14 protein-coding genes and 2 pseudogenes are annotated in these 15478 nt (G+C 59.6%); 13 read left to right on the top strand and 3 right to left on the bottom strand.

Annotated elements, in window-relative coordinates; translation table 11 throughout:
• Positions 1–2 precede the first annotated feature (2 nt).
• Genes RWJ89_RS22485 through RWJ89_RS22465 form a run of 5 tightly spaced genes read left to right on the top strand, consistent with a single transcriptional unit; the run spans position 3 to position 4805 of the window.
• Entirely contained in the window at positions 3–959 is a 957-nt protein-coding gene (locus tag RWJ89_RS22485) for an ABC transporter permease (RefSeq protein ID WP_077979709.1), read from the top strand.
• Positions 956–1963, top strand: a complete 1008-nt coding sequence (locus RWJ89_RS22480; protein WP_168336186.1) for an ABC transporter ATP-binding protein — start codon at positions 956–958, stop codon at positions 1961–1963. The genes RWJ89_RS22485 and RWJ89_RS22480 overlap by 4 nt, the downstream gene beginning before the upstream one ends.
• Positions 1963–2955 (top strand): ABC transporter ATP-binding protein, encoded by a 993-nt coding sequence (locus tag RWJ89_RS22475; RefSeq protein ID WP_170269352.1) that lies wholly within the window; start codon positions 1963–1965, stop codon positions 2953–2955. The genes RWJ89_RS22480 and RWJ89_RS22475 overlap by 1 nt, the downstream gene beginning before the upstream one ends.
• Positions 2952–4016 carry a four-carbon acid sugar kinase family protein gene (locus RWJ89_RS22470; RefSeq protein ID WP_131641752.1) on the top strand — a complete coding sequence of 355 codons (1065 nt, stop codon included), beginning with the start codon at positions 2952–2954 and terminating at the stop codon, positions 4014–4016. Before RWJ89_RS22475 ends, RWJ89_RS22470 begins: the two co-directional genes overlap by 4 nt.
• A gap of 24 nt (positions 4017–4040) precedes the next feature.
• Positions 4041–4805: a FadR/GntR family transcriptional regulator gene (locus RWJ89_RS22465; protein ID WP_316031463.1), complete on the top strand. Its 765-nt coding sequence runs from the start codon at positions 4041–4043 to the stop codon at positions 4803–4805.
• Between the two features lie 82 nt (positions 4806–4887).
• Here RWJ89_RS22465 and RWJ89_RS22460 read toward each other — a convergent pair.
• The 3 genes and pseudogenes from RWJ89_RS22460 to RWJ89_RS22450 all read right to left on the bottom strand — a co-directional run bounded on the left by RWJ89_RS22460 (position 4888) and on the right by RWJ89_RS22450 (position 6968).
• Positions 4888–5195, bottom strand: a pseudogene (locus tag RWJ89_RS22460) (HigA family addiction module antitoxin).
• Positions 5196–5272: 77 nt separating this feature from the next.
• Entirely contained in the window at positions 5273–5725 is a 453-nt protein-coding gene (locus tag RWJ89_RS22455; protein ID WP_077979704.1) for a DUF421 domain-containing protein, read from the bottom strand.
• A 10-nt stretch (positions 5726–5735) separates the two neighbouring features.
• Positions 5736–6968, bottom strand: coding sequence for a protein-L-isoaspartate(D-aspartate) O-methyltransferase (locus RWJ89_RS22450; RefSeq protein ID WP_132614814.1), 1233 nt, complete (start codon positions 6966–6968; stop codon positions 5736–5738).
• 110 nt (positions 6969–7078) lie between these two features.
• Between RWJ89_RS22450 and RWJ89_RS22445 the strand changes: the two are divergent.
• From RWJ89_RS22445 to RWJ89_RS22410, 8 genes and pseudogenes are all read left to right on the top strand, one after another.
• Positions 7079–7245, top strand: a pseudogene (locus RWJ89_RS22445) (glucose dehydrogenase); the annotation flags it as partial.
• A gap of 54 nt (positions 7246–7299) precedes the next feature.
• Positions 7300–8937: an FGGY-family carbohydrate kinase gene (locus RWJ89_RS22440; RefSeq protein ID WP_131665619.1), complete on the top strand. Its 1638-nt coding sequence runs from the start codon at positions 7300–7302 to the stop codon at positions 8935–8937.
• A 108-nt stretch (positions 8938–9045) separates the two neighbouring features.
• Entirely contained in the window at positions 9046–9993 is a 948-nt protein-coding gene (locus RWJ89_RS22435; protein WP_077979701.1) for a formylglycine-generating enzyme family protein, read from the top strand.
• A 104-nt stretch (positions 9994–10097) separates the two neighbouring features.
• The gene (locus tag RWJ89_RS22430) at positions 10098–11330 is read left to right on the top strand and encodes an ABC transporter substrate-binding protein (RefSeq protein ID WP_131665620.1); all 1233 of its coding nucleotides are present in this window, start codon (positions 10098–10100) and stop codon (positions 11328–11330) included.
• Between the two features lie 27 nt (positions 11331–11357).
• On the top strand, positions 11358–12245 hold the full coding sequence (locus RWJ89_RS22425) for a carbohydrate ABC transporter permease (RefSeq protein WP_077979699.1): 888 nt from the start codon (positions 11358–11360) through the stop codon (positions 12243–12245).
• Positions 12245–13081 (top strand): carbohydrate ABC transporter permease, encoded by an 837-nt coding sequence (locus RWJ89_RS22420; RefSeq protein WP_077979698.1) that lies wholly within the window; start codon positions 12245–12247, stop codon positions 13079–13081. The genes RWJ89_RS22425 and RWJ89_RS22420 overlap by 1 nt, the downstream gene beginning before the upstream one ends.
• Positions 13082–13097: 16 nt before the next feature.
• Positions 13098–14381, top strand: coding sequence for a sulfatase-like hydrolase/transferase (locus tag RWJ89_RS22415; protein ID WP_316031462.1), 1284 nt, complete (start codon positions 13098–13100; stop codon positions 14379–14381).
• Positions 14378–15424, top strand: coding sequence for a LacI family DNA-binding transcriptional regulator (locus RWJ89_RS22410; protein ID WP_316031461.1), 1047 nt, complete (start codon positions 14378–14380; stop codon positions 15422–15424). The genes RWJ89_RS22415 and RWJ89_RS22410 overlap by 4 nt, the downstream gene beginning before the upstream one ends.
• The last annotated feature ends 54 nt before the right edge of the window (positions 15425–15478 follow it).

The following is a 15478-nucleotide window of genomic DNA, read 5'->3' as shown; positions in this document are numbered from 1 at the left end:
CCATGTCCGCCATCCCTCTTTCCACCATCGAAGCCGACGAAGAGCCGGTCAGTCTGTGGCGCGACGCCTGGTATCGGCTGAAGCGCAACAGGCTTGCCATCTTCGGCCTCGTCATCGTCGTGATCCTCGCCTTCACGGCGATCTTCGGGCCTTATCTTACCCCCTATGATTATCTCAGCCAGGATCTCAACGCCCGCAACGTCCTGCCGTCGATGAGCCACCTCTTCGGAACCGACGATCTCGGCCGCGACGTCTTCAGCCGTGTGGTCTTCGGCACGCGTACCGCTTTCCTCGTCGCCGTCATCGTCACCGTCTTCGCCGTGCTGATCGGTCTCGTGCTCGGTGCCGTTGCCGGTTTCTTCGGCAATCCGTTCGATCGCGCCATCATGTGGCTGACCGACGTGACGATGTCGGTTCCCAACCTGCTGCTCGTCGTCGTCATCAACGCCTCGCTGAAATCGCCGATCAGCAAATGGATGGAGGCGCGTTACCTCGCGACCCTCAATCCCTTCTACCGCGAAACCATGTGGGTGGATTTCATCCTCGTCTTCGGCTCGATGGCGTTGATCTCCTGGCCGCCTTATGCCCGTCTCGTGCGCGCCCAGGTGCTGTCGATCCGCAGCCGACCCTATATCACCGCGGCCCAGGCGCTCGGCCTGTCGAACTGGATCATCATCAAGCGTTATGTCATTCCGAATGCGCTGGGACCGCTGATCGTCTCGGTCAGCGCCGGTCTCGGCACGGCGATGGTGCTGGAAAGCGCCTTCAGCTTCCTTGGCGTCGGGGTCAATCCGCCAACGCCGAGCTGGGGCAACATGATCTCCGACGGCCTGCGTGTCTGGCAGCATTATCCCCACCTTCTCGCCGCTCCGGCGGCCGTGCTCGGCCTTGCCTCTGTTGCCTTCAGCTTCCTTGGCGATGGCCTCAACGACGCGCTCAATCCGCGGGGCAGCAAATGATGGATACGAAAAGCACCGACCGCCTGCTCGATGTCAGGAACCTCACCGTCGAGATCGATGGCCGCAACGGCCCGGCCGTGGTCGTCGATGGCATCGATCTGCATGTCAACAAGGGTGAGACGCTTGGTGTGGTCGGCGAATCCGGCTGCGGCAAGAGCCTGACGATGCTGAGCCTGATGCGGCTGCTGCCGAACAAGATCAAGGTCACCAAGGGATCGGCGACATTCGACGGCCGCGATCTGCAGACGATGTCGAATCGCGAGCTGCGCAAGGTGCGCGGCGGCGAAATCGGCTTCGTCTTCCAGGATCCGATGACTTCGCTCAATCCGGTCATGCGCGTCGGCGACCAGATCTGCGAGCCGCTGGTCTATCATCGCGGAATGAAAAAGGCGGCGGCCCGCACCCGCGCCGTCGAGCTCTTGCGTCTCGTCGGCATTCCCGGTCCGGAAGAACGGCTGCAGGCCTATCCGCACGAGCTTTCCGGCGGCATGCGCCAGCGCGTGATGATCGCGATCGGCCTTGCCTGCAATCCGAAGCTTTTGATTGCCGACGAGCCGACAACGGCGCTGGACGTCACTATTCAGGCCCAGATCGTCGATCTGGTGAAGGATCTCAGGACCAAGCTCGGCATGTCGGTCGTCTGGATCACCCATGATCTGGCGCTGATCGCCGGCCTCGTCGATCGCGTCGCCGTGCTTTATGCCGGCACGGTGGTCGAGGATGCGCCGGTCGACGAGCTCTATGCCCGACCGAGCCATCCCTACACACGCGGTCTGCTTTCTTCGATCCCGAAGCTCTCGGACCCGCCGGCAAGCCGGCTGAGCTCGATTGGCGGCACGCCGCCGGAGCCTGGCCGCCGGCCGAAGGGTTGCCCATTTGCGCCGCGCTGCCCGCTTGCCGAGAACATCTGTCACGAGAAGGTGCCGCAGCTCGAACCGTTGAGCGGCAGCGCCAACCACCGCGCCGCCTGTTTCGTCGTCCAGAGAATGCAGGAGGCCGCGTGATGGGCGCTCAACCACTGCTCAAGATCGAAAATCTGGTCAAGCATTTCCACGTCAAGCTCGGCGCCTTCGGCGAACGCTCAGCAACCGTCTATGCCCTCGACAATGTCAATCTCGACATCATGGAAGGCGAGACGCTGAGCCTGGTCGGCGAATCCGGCTGCGGCAAGTCGACGACCGGTTTCACCATTCTCAACCTCTACAAGGCGACCAGCGGCAAGGTCGTCTACAAGGGCCAGGATCTCGCGGCGCTCGACGAGAAGCAGATGCGGCCGTTTCGCCGCGACCTGCAGATCGTCTTCCAGGATCCCTATTCGACACTCAATCCGCGCATGACGGTGGGCGAGGCGATCGGTGAGCCGATCCTCTTCCACAAGCTCTGCACCAAGGCCGAGCTGAAGGACAGGGTCGCGACACTTTTGACTGATGTAGGCCTGCCGACTCGGTTTGCCCAACGTTATCCGCACGAGCTTTCCGGCGGTCAGCGCCAGCGCGTCGTCATCGCCCGCGCGCTTGCCTGCCAGCCGAAATTCATCGTCTGCGACGAGGCGATCTCGGCGCTCGACGTGTCGATCCAGGCACAGATCATAAACTTGCTGCTCGATCTGCAGGAAAAATACGGGCTGACCTATCTGTTCATCGCCCATGATCTCGCGGTCGTGCGCCATATCAGCACCCGTGTCGGCGTCATGTATCTCGGGCGGCTCGCAGAGCTTGCCACCCGCGAGGAACTCTTCGACAATCCGCTGCATCCCTATACCAGGGCGCTGCTGTCGGCTGTTCCGGAGATCGATCCCGAGCATGAGCGCACCCGCCAGCGCCAGATCCTGCAGGGCGATGTGCCGAGCCCGCTGAACCCGCCATCCGGCTGCCGTTTCCATACGCGCTGCCCAATCGCCATGGATGTCTGCAGCAAGGTCGTCCCCGCGTGGCAGGAAACAAAACCCGGCCATCTCGTCGCCTGTCATGCGGTCAACACCGGACAGACCGCATGACGCTGAAGGCCGCCATCATTGCCGATGATCTGACGGGCGCGCTCGATACCGGCACACCCTTCGTCGAAGCCGGTCTTTCGGTTGCGGTTGCCGTCGATGTCGAGGCAGCAGAGGATGCGATCGCCACCGGCTGTGACGTTGTCGTCATCAACACCGCCTCCCGCGCGCTGGATGAGCGCGAAGCCGCCGAAAGAGTACGGTCGGCGGCGGCGGTGTTTCGTGGCGAGAAGCCCGCGGTCGTCATGAAGAAGATCGATTCCCGGCTCAAGGGAAATGTCGCGGCCGAGAGCCTTGCGCTGGCGAAGGCATTCGATCGGAAGACCATCCTAGTAGCGCCCGCCATTCCCGATCAGGAGCGGTTGACCTACCGAGGGTGTGTCGTCGGCCGCGGCATCAACCAGCCGCTGCCGATCGCTGAGCTGTTCGAAATCAGCGCGGAAGGCGTCGTGATTGCCGATGCCGAGGACGATGGCGATCTCGACCAGATCGCAGAGGGGCATGACTGGCTGACGACACTTGCGGTCGGCGCAAGGGGCCTCGGGGCCGCGCTTGCCCGCCAGCTCGGCGAAATGGGGCGGCAGCCGGTGCCGGAATTTGCGGCGACCCGGCGCACCCTGTTTGCCTTTGGCTCGCGCGACCCGATTACCGCTATCCAGATGGAGCGGCTCCAAGCCTCGGGTGTCCTGCGCATGGTGGTGGACGCGCCGATGGGGCAGGTCGAAGTCGGGGAGGGTATGGCGCTGCCGGCGCTGCTGCGCTGCTCCGGCGATATGGCAACCGATGCGGCATTGGTCGCCCGCCGTTTTGCGGCGGGCGTCAGATCGGTTATCGACGATACCAGGCCTGATATGCTGATGGTCGGTGGCGGCGATACGGCCCTTGCCGTTTTCCAGGCGCTCGGGGTGAGAGTGTTGGCGCCGCAGGGTGAAATCGAAGCCGGCGTGCCGTGGTTCGATGTCACGGCAGCCGACGGACGGCATTTTCGGTGCGCGGTGAAGTCGGGGGGCTTCGGCAAGCCCGATAGTTTGCTAAGACTAGTCCTTTGGAATCGGGCGGCATAGTAAGATACCGCCGGGGAGAATGACGTGGCTGAAGTGAATGGCGAATCTTTGAACGCGGTAGCCGGCCCGCCGGGCAAGCCCGAACGCGGCAAGGCCGTGAAGCTGGTCGACCGCGTCTTCGACCAGTTGCTCGAGCGTATCCGCGGCGGAAACTATCCGCCGGATTCACGCCTTCCCGGCGAGCATGAGCTTGCCTCGATGCTGGGTGTGTCGCGGCCGATCGTCCGCGATGCGCTGGCGCGCCTGCGCGATCAGGGCATGGTCTATGCCCGGCAGGGCGCCGGCACCTTCGTCAGCGCGCATGGATCGCCGACGACGCAGCTTGCCTATTCACCGGTCAAGACGATCGCCGATATCCAGCGCTGCTACGAGTTCCGCCTGACGATCGAGCCGGCGGCGGCCTATTTTGCCGCCAAACGCCGCAATGAGCAGGCGATCCAGAAGATCGCCAGCGCGCTTGCGGATCTGCGCGAGGCGACCAGCCATCAGCTTCACCGCACCGACGCTGATTTTCTCTTCCACCGCGCGGTGACGGAGGCTGCCAACAATCATTATTACACGGCCTCGATCGATGCGCTGAAGGCCCATATCGCCGTCGGCATGCATCTCCACGGCCTCTCTTTGCTCGGCCCCCGCCAAGGGTTGGAACAGGTCTATGAAGAGCATAACGCCATCTACAAGGCGATCGCCGACGGGCGACCTGACGATGCGCAGAGACTGATGAAAGCGCATCTCGAAGGCTCCCGGGACCGTCTGTTCGAGGGCAGGGTGCTCGACCTATCCTTCTGAAGCGCATCCCGCTCGAAAAAGCAGAAAGATCATCACGATGTTTTCGCTGCTGCCTCGGCAATGCCGATAAGCGCGCTTTTGATCATGCCGCCCTGATCGTCGGGATGCTGGAGACGTCCACCTCCCGTTCGGCGTGCCAAGCATCATAGGCAGCCTGCATGCGCAGCCATATTGCGGGCCATCACCGAACAATTTCCCAAGTCGGGCAGCGACATTGGGCGAAACCGGCTTCTTCTCGTTCAGAATATCGTAGAGTTGCTGGCGCGAGATTCCGAGCAGATTGGCGATTTCCACCTTGGTTTTTCCCGTTGCAGGGATGATGTCCTCAAGCAGTGCCCCAGGGTGGGAAGGGCAACGCGTCGTCGGCCTCGTCGTTTCATATACGGGCATTAGGTCATTCCCCAGTCAGAGCCACCTCAGTAATGTGACAAGATCACGTTTGATCTTTTGATGCCAGAGATCGATTGTCAGCCGGATTTCTGCTTCTTGATGATGCTGATGTTGCCGCTCACTTCGAGGATGGCAAATTTTATCTCCGTCACGCTCTCGATGCCTTCCTGGCTTCGAGCCGCTTGCATGACATCTTCCTTCTGCAGCCGGGCACCTTTGAGTGCGCCTTCGTCGTAGACGCCATCCGTCACCAGAATGGTTGGAACACCATCGATGATATGAGCTGCGCGAGGCCACCACCTCTTCACGTAGGACAGGCCGATATCGGTCGTAAACAGCGTGAGGATCAAGATGACGGCGTTGGTGATCGAGAAGTCATCGCCCAGCATCGCCTGCTGGGTGGTTTCGGCGATCACCAGCACGATGACCAGATCGAACGGTGTCATCTGGGCCAATGTCCGTCTTCCCGACAGACGGATGATCACGAGTAGCGTGAAATAAATTGCCAGTCCGCGTAATACCGCATCCACCGTACCGCCCTCATGGAAAGATGAAAGTCGATTGGGTGCGCGTCTCGCCGCCCATGCCGATGAGGGCGCTACGAGGGCCGGGGAGTTGCGTTTGCAGACGGAAGACGATCTGCGTCGGCCCAGACGCGTCGGCCGGGAAGACATAACCTATCCGGCCGTCGCGCGCGAAGGTCGCTTTTTGGGGCGGATCGACCCCTTGAACTGAAAAGCTTTGAAGAAAGGCGGCATCGATCGTGAGGACCCTGTCTTCGGATGATGGCGTGAAGGTCACGGTCATGTCCTCGGGGGCATTCCATCGGGAGATGACGGGAAAATCCACGGAGCCATCGGGCAACAGCAGTGTTTGCCGCGAAAACGGACCACCTCTTCCCAGCAATCCCAGCAAGCAGGTCACCAAAAGAAGCATGAACACGATCCAGGAAATACGTTGAACAGCCCAGAACCTTTGCTGAAATTCGCTATGATCGAGCACGCCTTCCGGCAACGCGGGCAACTTGTGTATCTTTTCCATGCTCCCTCCCTGTGCGTTTGGCGGAGAACTTGGCTTGGGCGCAATAGTTCCCGGCAATGAGGGGGTCGTCGCCGTGTACATCGGATGTGAAGCTGTCCAGGCGTCTTCGCCGATCAAGGGAACGAAGAGTACCCCGCCTAGATCTTCTTCCTCGAATGCGGCGGCGCCGGTGCGCGTGAACCGTTTCAGGCGCTGCCCTTCACCGCCGCCGACCGGGATGATGAGCCGCCCTCCGAGGTGCAGCTGTTCTTTCAAGGCGGTTGGCACCTCGGGTGCGCCCGCAGAAACGATAATGGCATCGAACGGAGCGGCTTTCGCCCAGCCCTTGCTGCCATCGCCGACGCGAACGTCAATGTTGCGGTATCCCAGCTTCTCGAACCGTTCCCTGGCCTGAAACGCCAGCTTTTCATGACGCTCGATGGAGTAGACATGTCTTGCTATCCGGCTGATGAGGGCCGAAGCATAGCCGGAGCCGGTTCCGACCTCGAGCACTTTGTCACCGACATTCAGATTGGCCTTTTCGAGCATCAGCGCCACGATGAACGGCTGCGAAATTGTCTGGCCCTCGCCGATCGACAGCGGTGCATCCTCATAGGCGAATTCCTCGGAGCCTGGAGGAACGAATTTTTCGCGCGGTACCATGCGCATCGCTCCGATGACGCTTTGATCGCGAATGCCACGACGCGTCACGTGGTGCTCCACCATGCGATCTCGGATGCGCGTCATATCCATGGATCAGCTCCACTGTCGCCGATTGCACTGGGGGCAAACTTCTGGGCGGTGCAGAATATAAAACAAATGGGCGACCGGAGAGTTCCTGAGATGCGCAGGCTGCGGAACGGAGCGGCTTGCTAGACGACTGGCCGAAGGCGAAAATGGAAGAGGCGCTGGCCAATGCAGCCTGATGCAGCCGCAAGAAGTGGCCGACGCCGTCCTTTTCATGCTGTCGCGACCGCGTAATGTGACCGTCCGCGATCTGGTGATTCTGCCAAATAGCGTGGATCTGTAAACACCAGCCCAGACTGCAGCTAGCCTGATCCTTGCCGATTTCAAAGGAGAGACCATGAGCGACACATCTCGCACGCCAGAAGCAGATGCCAAATATGTCATCGGCGTCGACGTCGGCACCGGCAGCGCCCGCGCCGGCCTGTTCGACCTGACCGGCCGGATGCTGGCGTCCGCCAAGCGGAATATCACCTTGTTTCACGAACCGGGTTCCATGGTTGAGCAATCGAGCACCGAGATCTGGGCGGCGGTTTGCGCGGCAGTGCGCGAGGCGGTTTCCTCGGCCGGGGTCGATCCGGCGTCCGTCAAGGGGCTCGGGTTCGATGCCACCTGTTCGCTCGTCGTCCTTGGCGAAGGCGGCAAACCGCTTCCCGTCGGGCCTTCGGAAGATCCGAACCGGGACATCATCGTATGGATGGACCACCGCGCCGTCCCGCAGGCGGAGCGTATCAATGCACTCGGTCATGACGTCCTGCGTTACATCGGCGGCCGTATCTCGCCTGAGATGGAAACGCCCAAGCTTCTCTGGCTGAAGGAAAATCGTCCTGAAGTTTTCGACGCTGCGTGGCAATTCTTCGACCTTGCAGATTTCCTGACCTGGCGGGCGACCGGCGATCTGTCGCGTTCGACCTGCACGGTCACCTGCAAGTGGACCTATCTCGCCCATGAAAAGCGCTGGGATGGCGATTATTTTCATCAGATCGGCCTCGGCACGCTTGCCGACGAAGAGTTTGCCCGCATCGGTCAGGCTATCGTCGAGCCCGGTTCGGCACTCGGTCGAGGACTGACCACGGCTGCAGCCGGCGAGCTCGGCCTGAAGTCGGAAACGCCTGTCGCTGCCGGACTGATCGACGCCCATGCGGGCGGAATCGGAACCGTTGGCACGGGTGCCGGTCCACAAGCCAATCTGGCCTATGTTTTCGGCACTTCCTCCTGCACGATGACATCGACAGCTGAACCGTCGTTCGTGCCCGGCGTCTGGGGGCCTTATTATTCGGCCATGGTGCCGGGACTATGGCTGAACGAGGGTGGTCAGAGTGCCGCCGGCGCGGCGATCGACCAGCTGCTCTCCTTCCATCCGGCTGCCGCGGAAGCGAGGGAGCTTTCTAAGAGGGCCGGCGTTTCGCTGCCGGTTCTGCTTGCAGATATGGCCGCCCGAAAGGCGGGCCGTTCTTCGGACGCCGTCACGCTTGCGGCCGGATTGCACGTCGTTCCCGAGTTCCTCGGCAACCGCGCGCCCTTTGCCGATCCGCATGCCCGCGCAATCATCGCCGGTCTCGGGATGGAGGATGATATAGGCAGCCTGGTCTCTCTTTACGTCGCGGGGCTTTGCGGTATCGGCTACGGCCTCAGGCAGATCATCGAGACGCAGGCCGATGCGGGCGTTACCATCGAAAACATCGTCATCAGCGGTGGCGCCGGCCAGCACGATTTCGTTCGCCAGCTGCTCGCCGATGCGAGCGGCAAGCCGGTCATCGCGACAAAGGCAGAGGAACCGGTACTCCTGGGGGCCGCCATCCTGGGCGCGGTCGCCGGCGGGCTGTTTGCGGATGTGCGCGAAGCGATGACGACACTCTCGGCGGTCGAAACGACATTCCTGCCATCAGAAGGGCCGATCCCTGATATTCATGACAAGCGCTATGAAGGGTTCAAGGAGCTTCAGGCTCTGGCGCGCAAGCTGCGTATCGGCATTTAAGATATCCCAACGCCAAGTCAGGCGGCGCGGTAGCTCGAGGGCCGCTGGATTATGATTCCGTCAGCCCCTTATGTAAGCTTAGATCTGCAAGCTGTAGGAGGCGGGCTGATGGCGAGTTGTTGTGGTTTTCCATCTACGGGCGGACAGGAAGTTCCGCACGGGCCGCGGGCCTCGATCCACTCTGCTTCATCCCGTCCGGTGTTGCAAACTGCCCGAATTGAAGGTGGTCGCGTTTCGGTCGGAACAAGCCAGCCTTTGTTGCCTCAAGACGGTGAGGGACCGGTCAGGTCGGTTCGAATAAACGCGTTCGAACTCTCTGTCGGCGCAGTCACCAACGAAGAATTCGGGCGGTTTGTCGAGGCAACCGGATATGTGACCGAGGCGGAGCGACTTGGCTGGTCCTACGTTTTCTATAAATTCCTCGATGGAGATGTTCCGACATCGGGAGTAGTCGGCGCCGAATGGTGGCGGAAGGTCGAGGGCGCAAATTGGGCCCACCCAAGCGGTCCTGGTTCGTCGCTTGAAAAGCTCGGGAACTTTCCTGTCGTGCACATCTCCTGGCAGGATGCGTCGGACTATTGTCACTGGGCGGGCGGACGATTGCCGAGCGAAGCTGAGTGGGAACACGCCGCACGCGGTGGCCTCGACCAGCCTGTTTACCCATGGGGCGATAAACAGCCGACCGAGACGTTCACCCCCTGCAACATATGGCAAGGACGTTTTCCCGACTTTGATACCGCGGTGGACGGATATGCCGGCCTGGCGCCGGTACTCTCCTTCGAGCCCAACGGATATGGCCTCTACAACATGGCCGGAAACTGTTGGGAATGGACCGCCGATCCATTCCGCGTCCGTTCTCTGCGAAGGGCGGCAACTTCAACCAATTCGGCATCCAAAGAGGAAGGCAAAAGAGTTCTGAAAGGCGGCTCTTACCTTTGTCACGCGTCTTATTGCCATCGGTATCGCATCGCCGCTCGAATGGGCAGCACAGGGGACTCCACAACGGGCCACATAGGCTTTCGCATTGCTTTCGACATCAACGCATCGGCAGATTGACAGTTCGGACATGTTAAGTTAATCCATTAACTGACTGGCTGCAGGACGTTCTTGAGGAGGGGCGTCCTGCGACTTACGGCCAGCATTGCGCTAGGAGGAGACAGATGAAACTCGTCAATCGCATAGCCGTTACCGCGCTTGGCCTCGCGCTTTGCGCACCAGCAAAGGCCGAAACCCTAAAAATCTATTGGAACGCCGGCCACGCTTACCAAGCTTATGCCGACGTCATCAAACAGTTCGAAACGGATCATCCCGGCTGGACCGTGGAGTGGGGCCGTTTTCAATGGCCGGATCTGCGCACGAAGCTGGTGGCCGACCTGTCTGTTGGCAATGCGCCGGATCTTGTTGCCGAACCTGGTGGCTGGGTGCCGGAATTCGCGTTGCAAGGAAAGATAACCACCCTCAACGACTTCGTCGCTAAAGACGGAAAGGGGATGGGTTATCCTGATGACTGGCAGGACTTTTCGGTGGCGAGAAATACCATCGACGGAAAGTACTACGGCGTCCAATTACACCTGACATGCGCGACGCTGGTTTATAACGTCGATCTGCTGAAAGCGGCAGGTTTTGAAAAGCCACCTGCCAATTGGGAAGAGTTCCGCAACGCTGCCATCGCCGTAACGAAAACCGGAAGATTTGGCTTTGCTCCCAACCAGGTGGCCGCCTATTTCACGCCGTGGATCTATCAAAATGGCGGCAAGTTTTACGACAAAGCCTCCAATAAAGTGACGTTCGACAGCCCTGAAGCCGCGCAAGCGCTCCAGTTCGTCGCGGATCTGATCCACAAGGATAAGGCCGCAACCCTTCCTGTCGCCGGCGCCGATTACGAGGGCCCGCAAAAACTATTCACGGCTGGACGGGCAGCCATGATCCTGACAGGACCATGGGATGTCGGACCCATCAAAACAGGCAATCCGAAACTGCATTGGGATGTTGCGCCTTCGCTGACAGAGAAGGATCAGGCAACGATGTCCGGAGGCGTCAGCCTCTTCATTCCGAAGGATGCCAAGCATCCGGCGGAAGCGTGGGATCTGTTGAAGCGCTTCGTCTCGCTCGACGCCGAACTCGCTGCCTCGATACCAAATGGCATGACGATGCCGCGCAAATCCTGGGCTGCCGATCCAAAGGTCAAATCTGATCCGGTGCTTGGGAAATTCAGTCAGTGCCTTCCATACGCAGTGGACTCGTCGGCAGAACTCTCCCTGACGGGCAAGAATGCGACTGTTCAGGACCTTTTCAAAGCCGCTGTTCAGGACATTCTCTATAACAACAAACCCGCCCAGGCAGTGCTGTCGGACTACGCTGCGAAGGCAAACGCAGAGCTTGAGAAAAAGTGACGAAAACTAGAACCGGAGATCGCCGGCATGAAGTTCTTGAACAGCCACCAAGGCCGTCAGGCAACGTTTGCCTACATCGTACTGTCGCCGGCGATCCTCTATTTCACCGTCTACTTCTTCTACCCGATTGCCGTCGAACTTTGGGCCAGCTTCTTTCGCGGGCAGCCGCTGATCGGTGATTCCGAATTTGCCGGATTTGACAACTATATGCAGGCGCTGACGGATGAGAGAGTTCGCGATGCCTTCATCCGGACCGCTGTCTTCGCAATCTGCGGAACGATCGGGACTCTGCTGCCTGCCCTTTGCCTGGCCGCCATCCTCGTCGGGCCCGTCAAGGCTGCAACGACGATCCGGGCGATCATCTTTTTCCCCTACATCATTTCCTTCGTCATCGTTGCGCTGATGTGGAAAAGCATTCTCGACCCATACACCGGCATGTTGAATGCAGTGTTGGCCTCCCTGGGGCTGCCGATGCAGAACTGGCTGAGCACACCGTCGACCGCCTTGCCAACCATCATCGCAGTCACGGTATGGAAGGATATCGGATATGCAATGCTGATCTACATTGCGGCGATCCAATCGATTCCCAAGGATCTTTACGAGGCGGCTGACGTCGATGGGGCATCGGCCAGGCAGAAGTTTTTCCGGATTACCGTTCCGCTGTTGACGCCTACGACGCTCTTTCTCGCCGTCATCAGCATGATCGCCCACCTCCAGGACCTTTCGGCCCCATATCTCTTGACGGGAGGCGGCCCTGCTGAAGCGACAAGATTGTATGCCCTGCATGTCTACGAAACGGCTTTTGTCGAACTCAACATCGGTTATGCATCGGCGCTGTCATTTCTGATGTTGATCGTCATCCTGATCGTCACTGCCTTGCAGTTCCGCTTTCTGAACCGGGAGATCTCTTACTGATGGCAGGTGTGGCAAACCAGCGCCCGGTCGCGGCGTCTCTGATCACCTATCTTGTGCTCGCATTCTTCGTGATCCTGGCGCTTTTTCCTTTCTTCTACATGGTGTCGTTGTCACTGCAGAGCGATGCCGATCTGTTCAGTGGCGTGCCCGTCATCATTCCCTCGGAACTGCAATTCTCGAACTACATCACCATTTGGGACAAAGCTCCCTTTGCCCGCTTCATCGTCAATAGCTTCGTGATCGCCGGAGGCATAACCATACTCCACCTCCTGTTCGATCCCCTGATCGGATACGTGTTTGCCAAGCTTGAATTCCCGGGCCGGCGCTTCATGTTTGTCGCCTTGCTATCGACCCTGATGCTGCCCTTCTTCATCAGAATGATCCCGCTTTATATTCTCACGGCCGAGCTCGGCTGGCTCAACACCTATCAGGGGCTGATCATGCCGTTTGCGATGAGCGCCTATGGCATCTTCATGATGCGCCAGTTCATCCGGCCAGTCCCTTCGGAGCTTCTCGATGCGGCAAGGGTGGATGGAGCGTCGGAGTGGCGGATCTATCGTGCAATCGTCCTTCCGCAGCTTGGGCCCCCAATGGCCACGCTCGGGCTTCTCACATTCGTCTTTCAGTTCAACGAGTTTCTCTGGCCGCTGGTCGTCGTCAGCTCGGTCGAAATGCGGCCAATCACCACAGGGCTCACTCTGTTCAATTCCGAATTCTTTACACAGTGGAATCTGACTGCAACGGGCGGGGTCATTCTCTTCGTCCCGAGCCTTCTGCTGTTCGTGTTTATGCAGCGTTATTTCGTCCAGTCGGTGATGATGTCCGGGATGAAATAGTCGAACGAGGACCACCATGAACTCTTCTCCGAATGTCATCGTATTCTTCACGGACCAGCAGCGCTGGGACACCGTTGGACTTCACGGTCATCCACTCAGGCTTACGCCGAATTTCGACCGCTTGGCCCAAGCAGGCATGTTTGTTCCCAATTCCTTTACCTGCCAGCCGGTTTGCGGTCCGGCTCGGTCCGCGCTTCAGACCGGGCTCTATCCGACGACGACCGGCTGCTTTCGAAACGACATCCCGCTTCCTCCGCAACAGAAGACGCTGGCCCACCATTTCGCCAAGGGCGGCTATGAGACGAGTTATATCGGCAAGTGGCATCTTGCCTCCAGGGAACCGGTGCCGCCGGAGCAGCGGGGTGGGTATCAACACTGGTTGGCGTCCAACATCCTGGAATTCACGTCCTATGCCTACGACACCACCATGTTTAATGCGGCAGGCGAGGCGGTGAAGCTGCCGGGCTATCGGGTCGATGCTTTGACAGACGCCGCAATCCGCTATGTCGCCCAGCCGCGGGACAAGCCGTACTTCCTGTTTCTCTCGTTCATCGAGCCACACCACCAAAACGAGTTTGACGATTATCCAGCTCCGGTTGGCTACGAGGAGCGTATCCGAGAGAAAATGGAATTGCCTCCGGATCTGGCCATGCTTGGCGGATCGTCCTCAGAGCATTATCCCGGCTATATGGGAATGGTACAGCGGCTTGACGAAGCGCTGGGGCGGCTCGTCGATACGTTGATCAGTCTCACGCAGCTCGACAACACTGTGATCCTATTTACCTCGGACCACGGCTGCCATTTCAAGACGAGAAACAAGGAATACAAACGGTCATGCCACGAGGCATCGATCAGGGTTCCGACGTTTTTTCATGGGCCCGGATTTATGAACCGCGGCCCCTACGACGGGTTGGCAAGTCTTATCGATCTGCCCCCAACCTTGCTCGCGGCCGCCGGGCTGCCGGTGCCGGACGAGATGCAAGGACGGTCGATATTCCGAAATTCGCCGTTGGAGAACGAGAGTATTTTCGTGCAAATAAGCGAGAGCCATGTCGGACGAGCCTTGAGGACCAGGCGCTGGAAATACGAAGTGGGCGGGCCGGAGTTGAGTGGCTGGCACGACATGAACGGTTCCGCTTATGTCGAGACCCATCTTTACGACCTCGAAAAGGATCCGTATGAGCTGGATAATCTTTGCAGGCACGGCGAATTCGAGGATGTTCGCAAGAGCCTGCGAACAGAACTCCTACGCCGGATCGCCGACGCAGGCGAACCTCTACCGACGATAACGCCGATATGAATGAGCACGGGAAACAGGCGCGGCCGTTGCAGCCGGCGTCCAACGAAAGGAACGTGACGGTCGCTGACGTCGCGCGCCATGCAAGCGTTTCTACCGCTGCCGTTTCCTTTTACTTCAGTGACAGAGCTGAACATCTGAAGCGTGTCGGTCCCGAGGCTCGGGAACGTATCCGAGCAGCGGTTGAGGCGCTTGGGTATGTGCCAAACAAGACTGCGCGTCATTTGCGCCGCCAGAAGAGCGAGCGCCTGTGCATCATTCTGCCAAAACTCGGGATCCCTTACGCCGATAAGATGGTGCAGGATCTGGGCCAGGCTGCCGTAGAACGTGGTTTGCTGCCGATCGTGTCAACGGCATCGAACATCGCTGAGCTGCAGAAAGTCCTTGCGGAAGTGGAAGCCGGCTTGGCCGATGGTGTGGTCGCCGACGTTGAGTATCTGAGCGAAGAACAGGTTGACGAAGTTTTCGCCGGCATGGGCAAGGATTGCCTCATCATACACTCGACGGCCCGATCAATGCGCTTTAGCGTGCTGAACAACGGCCTCGTGGCGGCACTCGAAACCGCATTCGAGGATCTCATTTCGAAAGGGCACCGAATATTTGCCTATGTTCAAAATACCGGCCTTAGTCCCAATCACCGTCTTCAAGCCATCATGGACCACCAGAGACGGCTCAACGGTGATGTCGTCATCGACACAATGGTGGGGGCCAGCGAAAGATCGTTAGCCGCCGACTGCGCGCGCAGGATCGTGGCGCTCGAGCCACGCCCAACAGCGGTTTTTGTCGAGTCGGACTATACTGCCGTGACGGTGATCGAGGAGTTTTCCCGCCTGGGTATCTCGGTGCCGCGGGAGATCGCCGTCGTGGGATGTGGTAATGCGGAGGAAGGATTTTATTGCGAGCCGCGCCTCACCACGATCGGCCCGGAATGGGGATCGTTGGAGGAAGCGGGGCGCTATCTCATAGATAGCATTGCGACAAGCGAGCGCCAGCCGCCCAGAGCGTTCCACACGAGCTGGACGTATATGCTGCGAGCTAGTGCTTGAACTGTCGGAGCTGAGCAGTCAGCCCTTCTCCAGCTGTCGGCGCCAGCCCGGGCG

The organism is Rhizobium sp. 10PS4, assembly GCF_032464805.1.
In the GTDB taxonomy this organism is placed as follows: Bacteria; Pseudomonadota; Alphaproteobacteria; order Rhizobiales; family Rhizobiaceae; genus Rhizobium; species Rhizobium laguerreae.
This window is presented reverse-complemented; position numbering and strand designations above follow the sequence as displayed.

Bases quoted from the DNA above. Each gene is read 5' to 3' on its own strand.
- RWJ89_RS22435 (WP_077979701.1), top strand. From the start codon at position 9,046: ATGGCGAGTTGTTGTGGTTTTCCATCTACGGGCGGACAGGAAGTTCCG.
- RWJ89_RS22415 (WP_316031462.1), top strand. From the start codon at position 13,098: ATGAACTCTTCTCCGAATGTCATCGTATTCTTCACGGACCAGCAGCGC.
- RWJ89_RS22485 (WP_077979709.1), top strand. From the start codon at position 3: ATGTCCGCCATCCCTCTTTCCACCATCGAAGCCGACGAAGAGCCGGTC.
- RWJ89_RS22475 (WP_170269352.1), top strand. From the start codon at position 1,963: ATGGGCGCTCAACCACTGCTCAAGATCGAAAATCTGGTCAAGCATTTC.
- RWJ89_RS22470 (WP_131641752.1), top strand. From the start codon at position 2,952: ATGACGCTGAAGGCCGCCATCATTGCCGATGATCTGACGGGCGCGCTC.
- RWJ89_RS22425 (WP_077979699.1), top strand. From the start codon at position 11,358: ATGAAGTTCTTGAACAGCCACCAAGGCCGTCAGGCAACGTTTGCCTAC.
- RWJ89_RS22430 (WP_131665620.1), top strand. From the start codon at position 10,098: ATGAAACTCGTCAATCGCATAGCCGTTACCGCGCTTGGCCTCGCGCTT.
- RWJ89_RS22410 (WP_316031461.1), top strand. From the start codon at position 14,378: ATGAATGAGCACGGGAAACAGGCGCGGCCGTTGCAGCCGGCGTCCAAC.
- RWJ89_RS22450 (WP_132614814.1), bottom strand. From the start codon at position 6,968: ATGGATATGACGCGCATCCGAGATCGCATGGTGGAGCACCACGTGACG.
- RWJ89_RS22480 (WP_168336186.1), top strand. From the start codon at position 956: ATGATGGATACGAAAAGCACCGACCGCCTGCTCGATGTCAGGAACCTC.
- RWJ89_RS22440 (WP_131665619.1), top strand. From the start codon at position 7,300: ATGAGCGACACATCTCGCACGCCAGAAGCAGATGCCAAATATGTCATC.
- RWJ89_RS22420 (WP_077979698.1), top strand. From the start codon at position 12,245: ATGGCAGGTGTGGCAAACCAGCGCCCGGTCGCGGCGTCTCTGATCACC.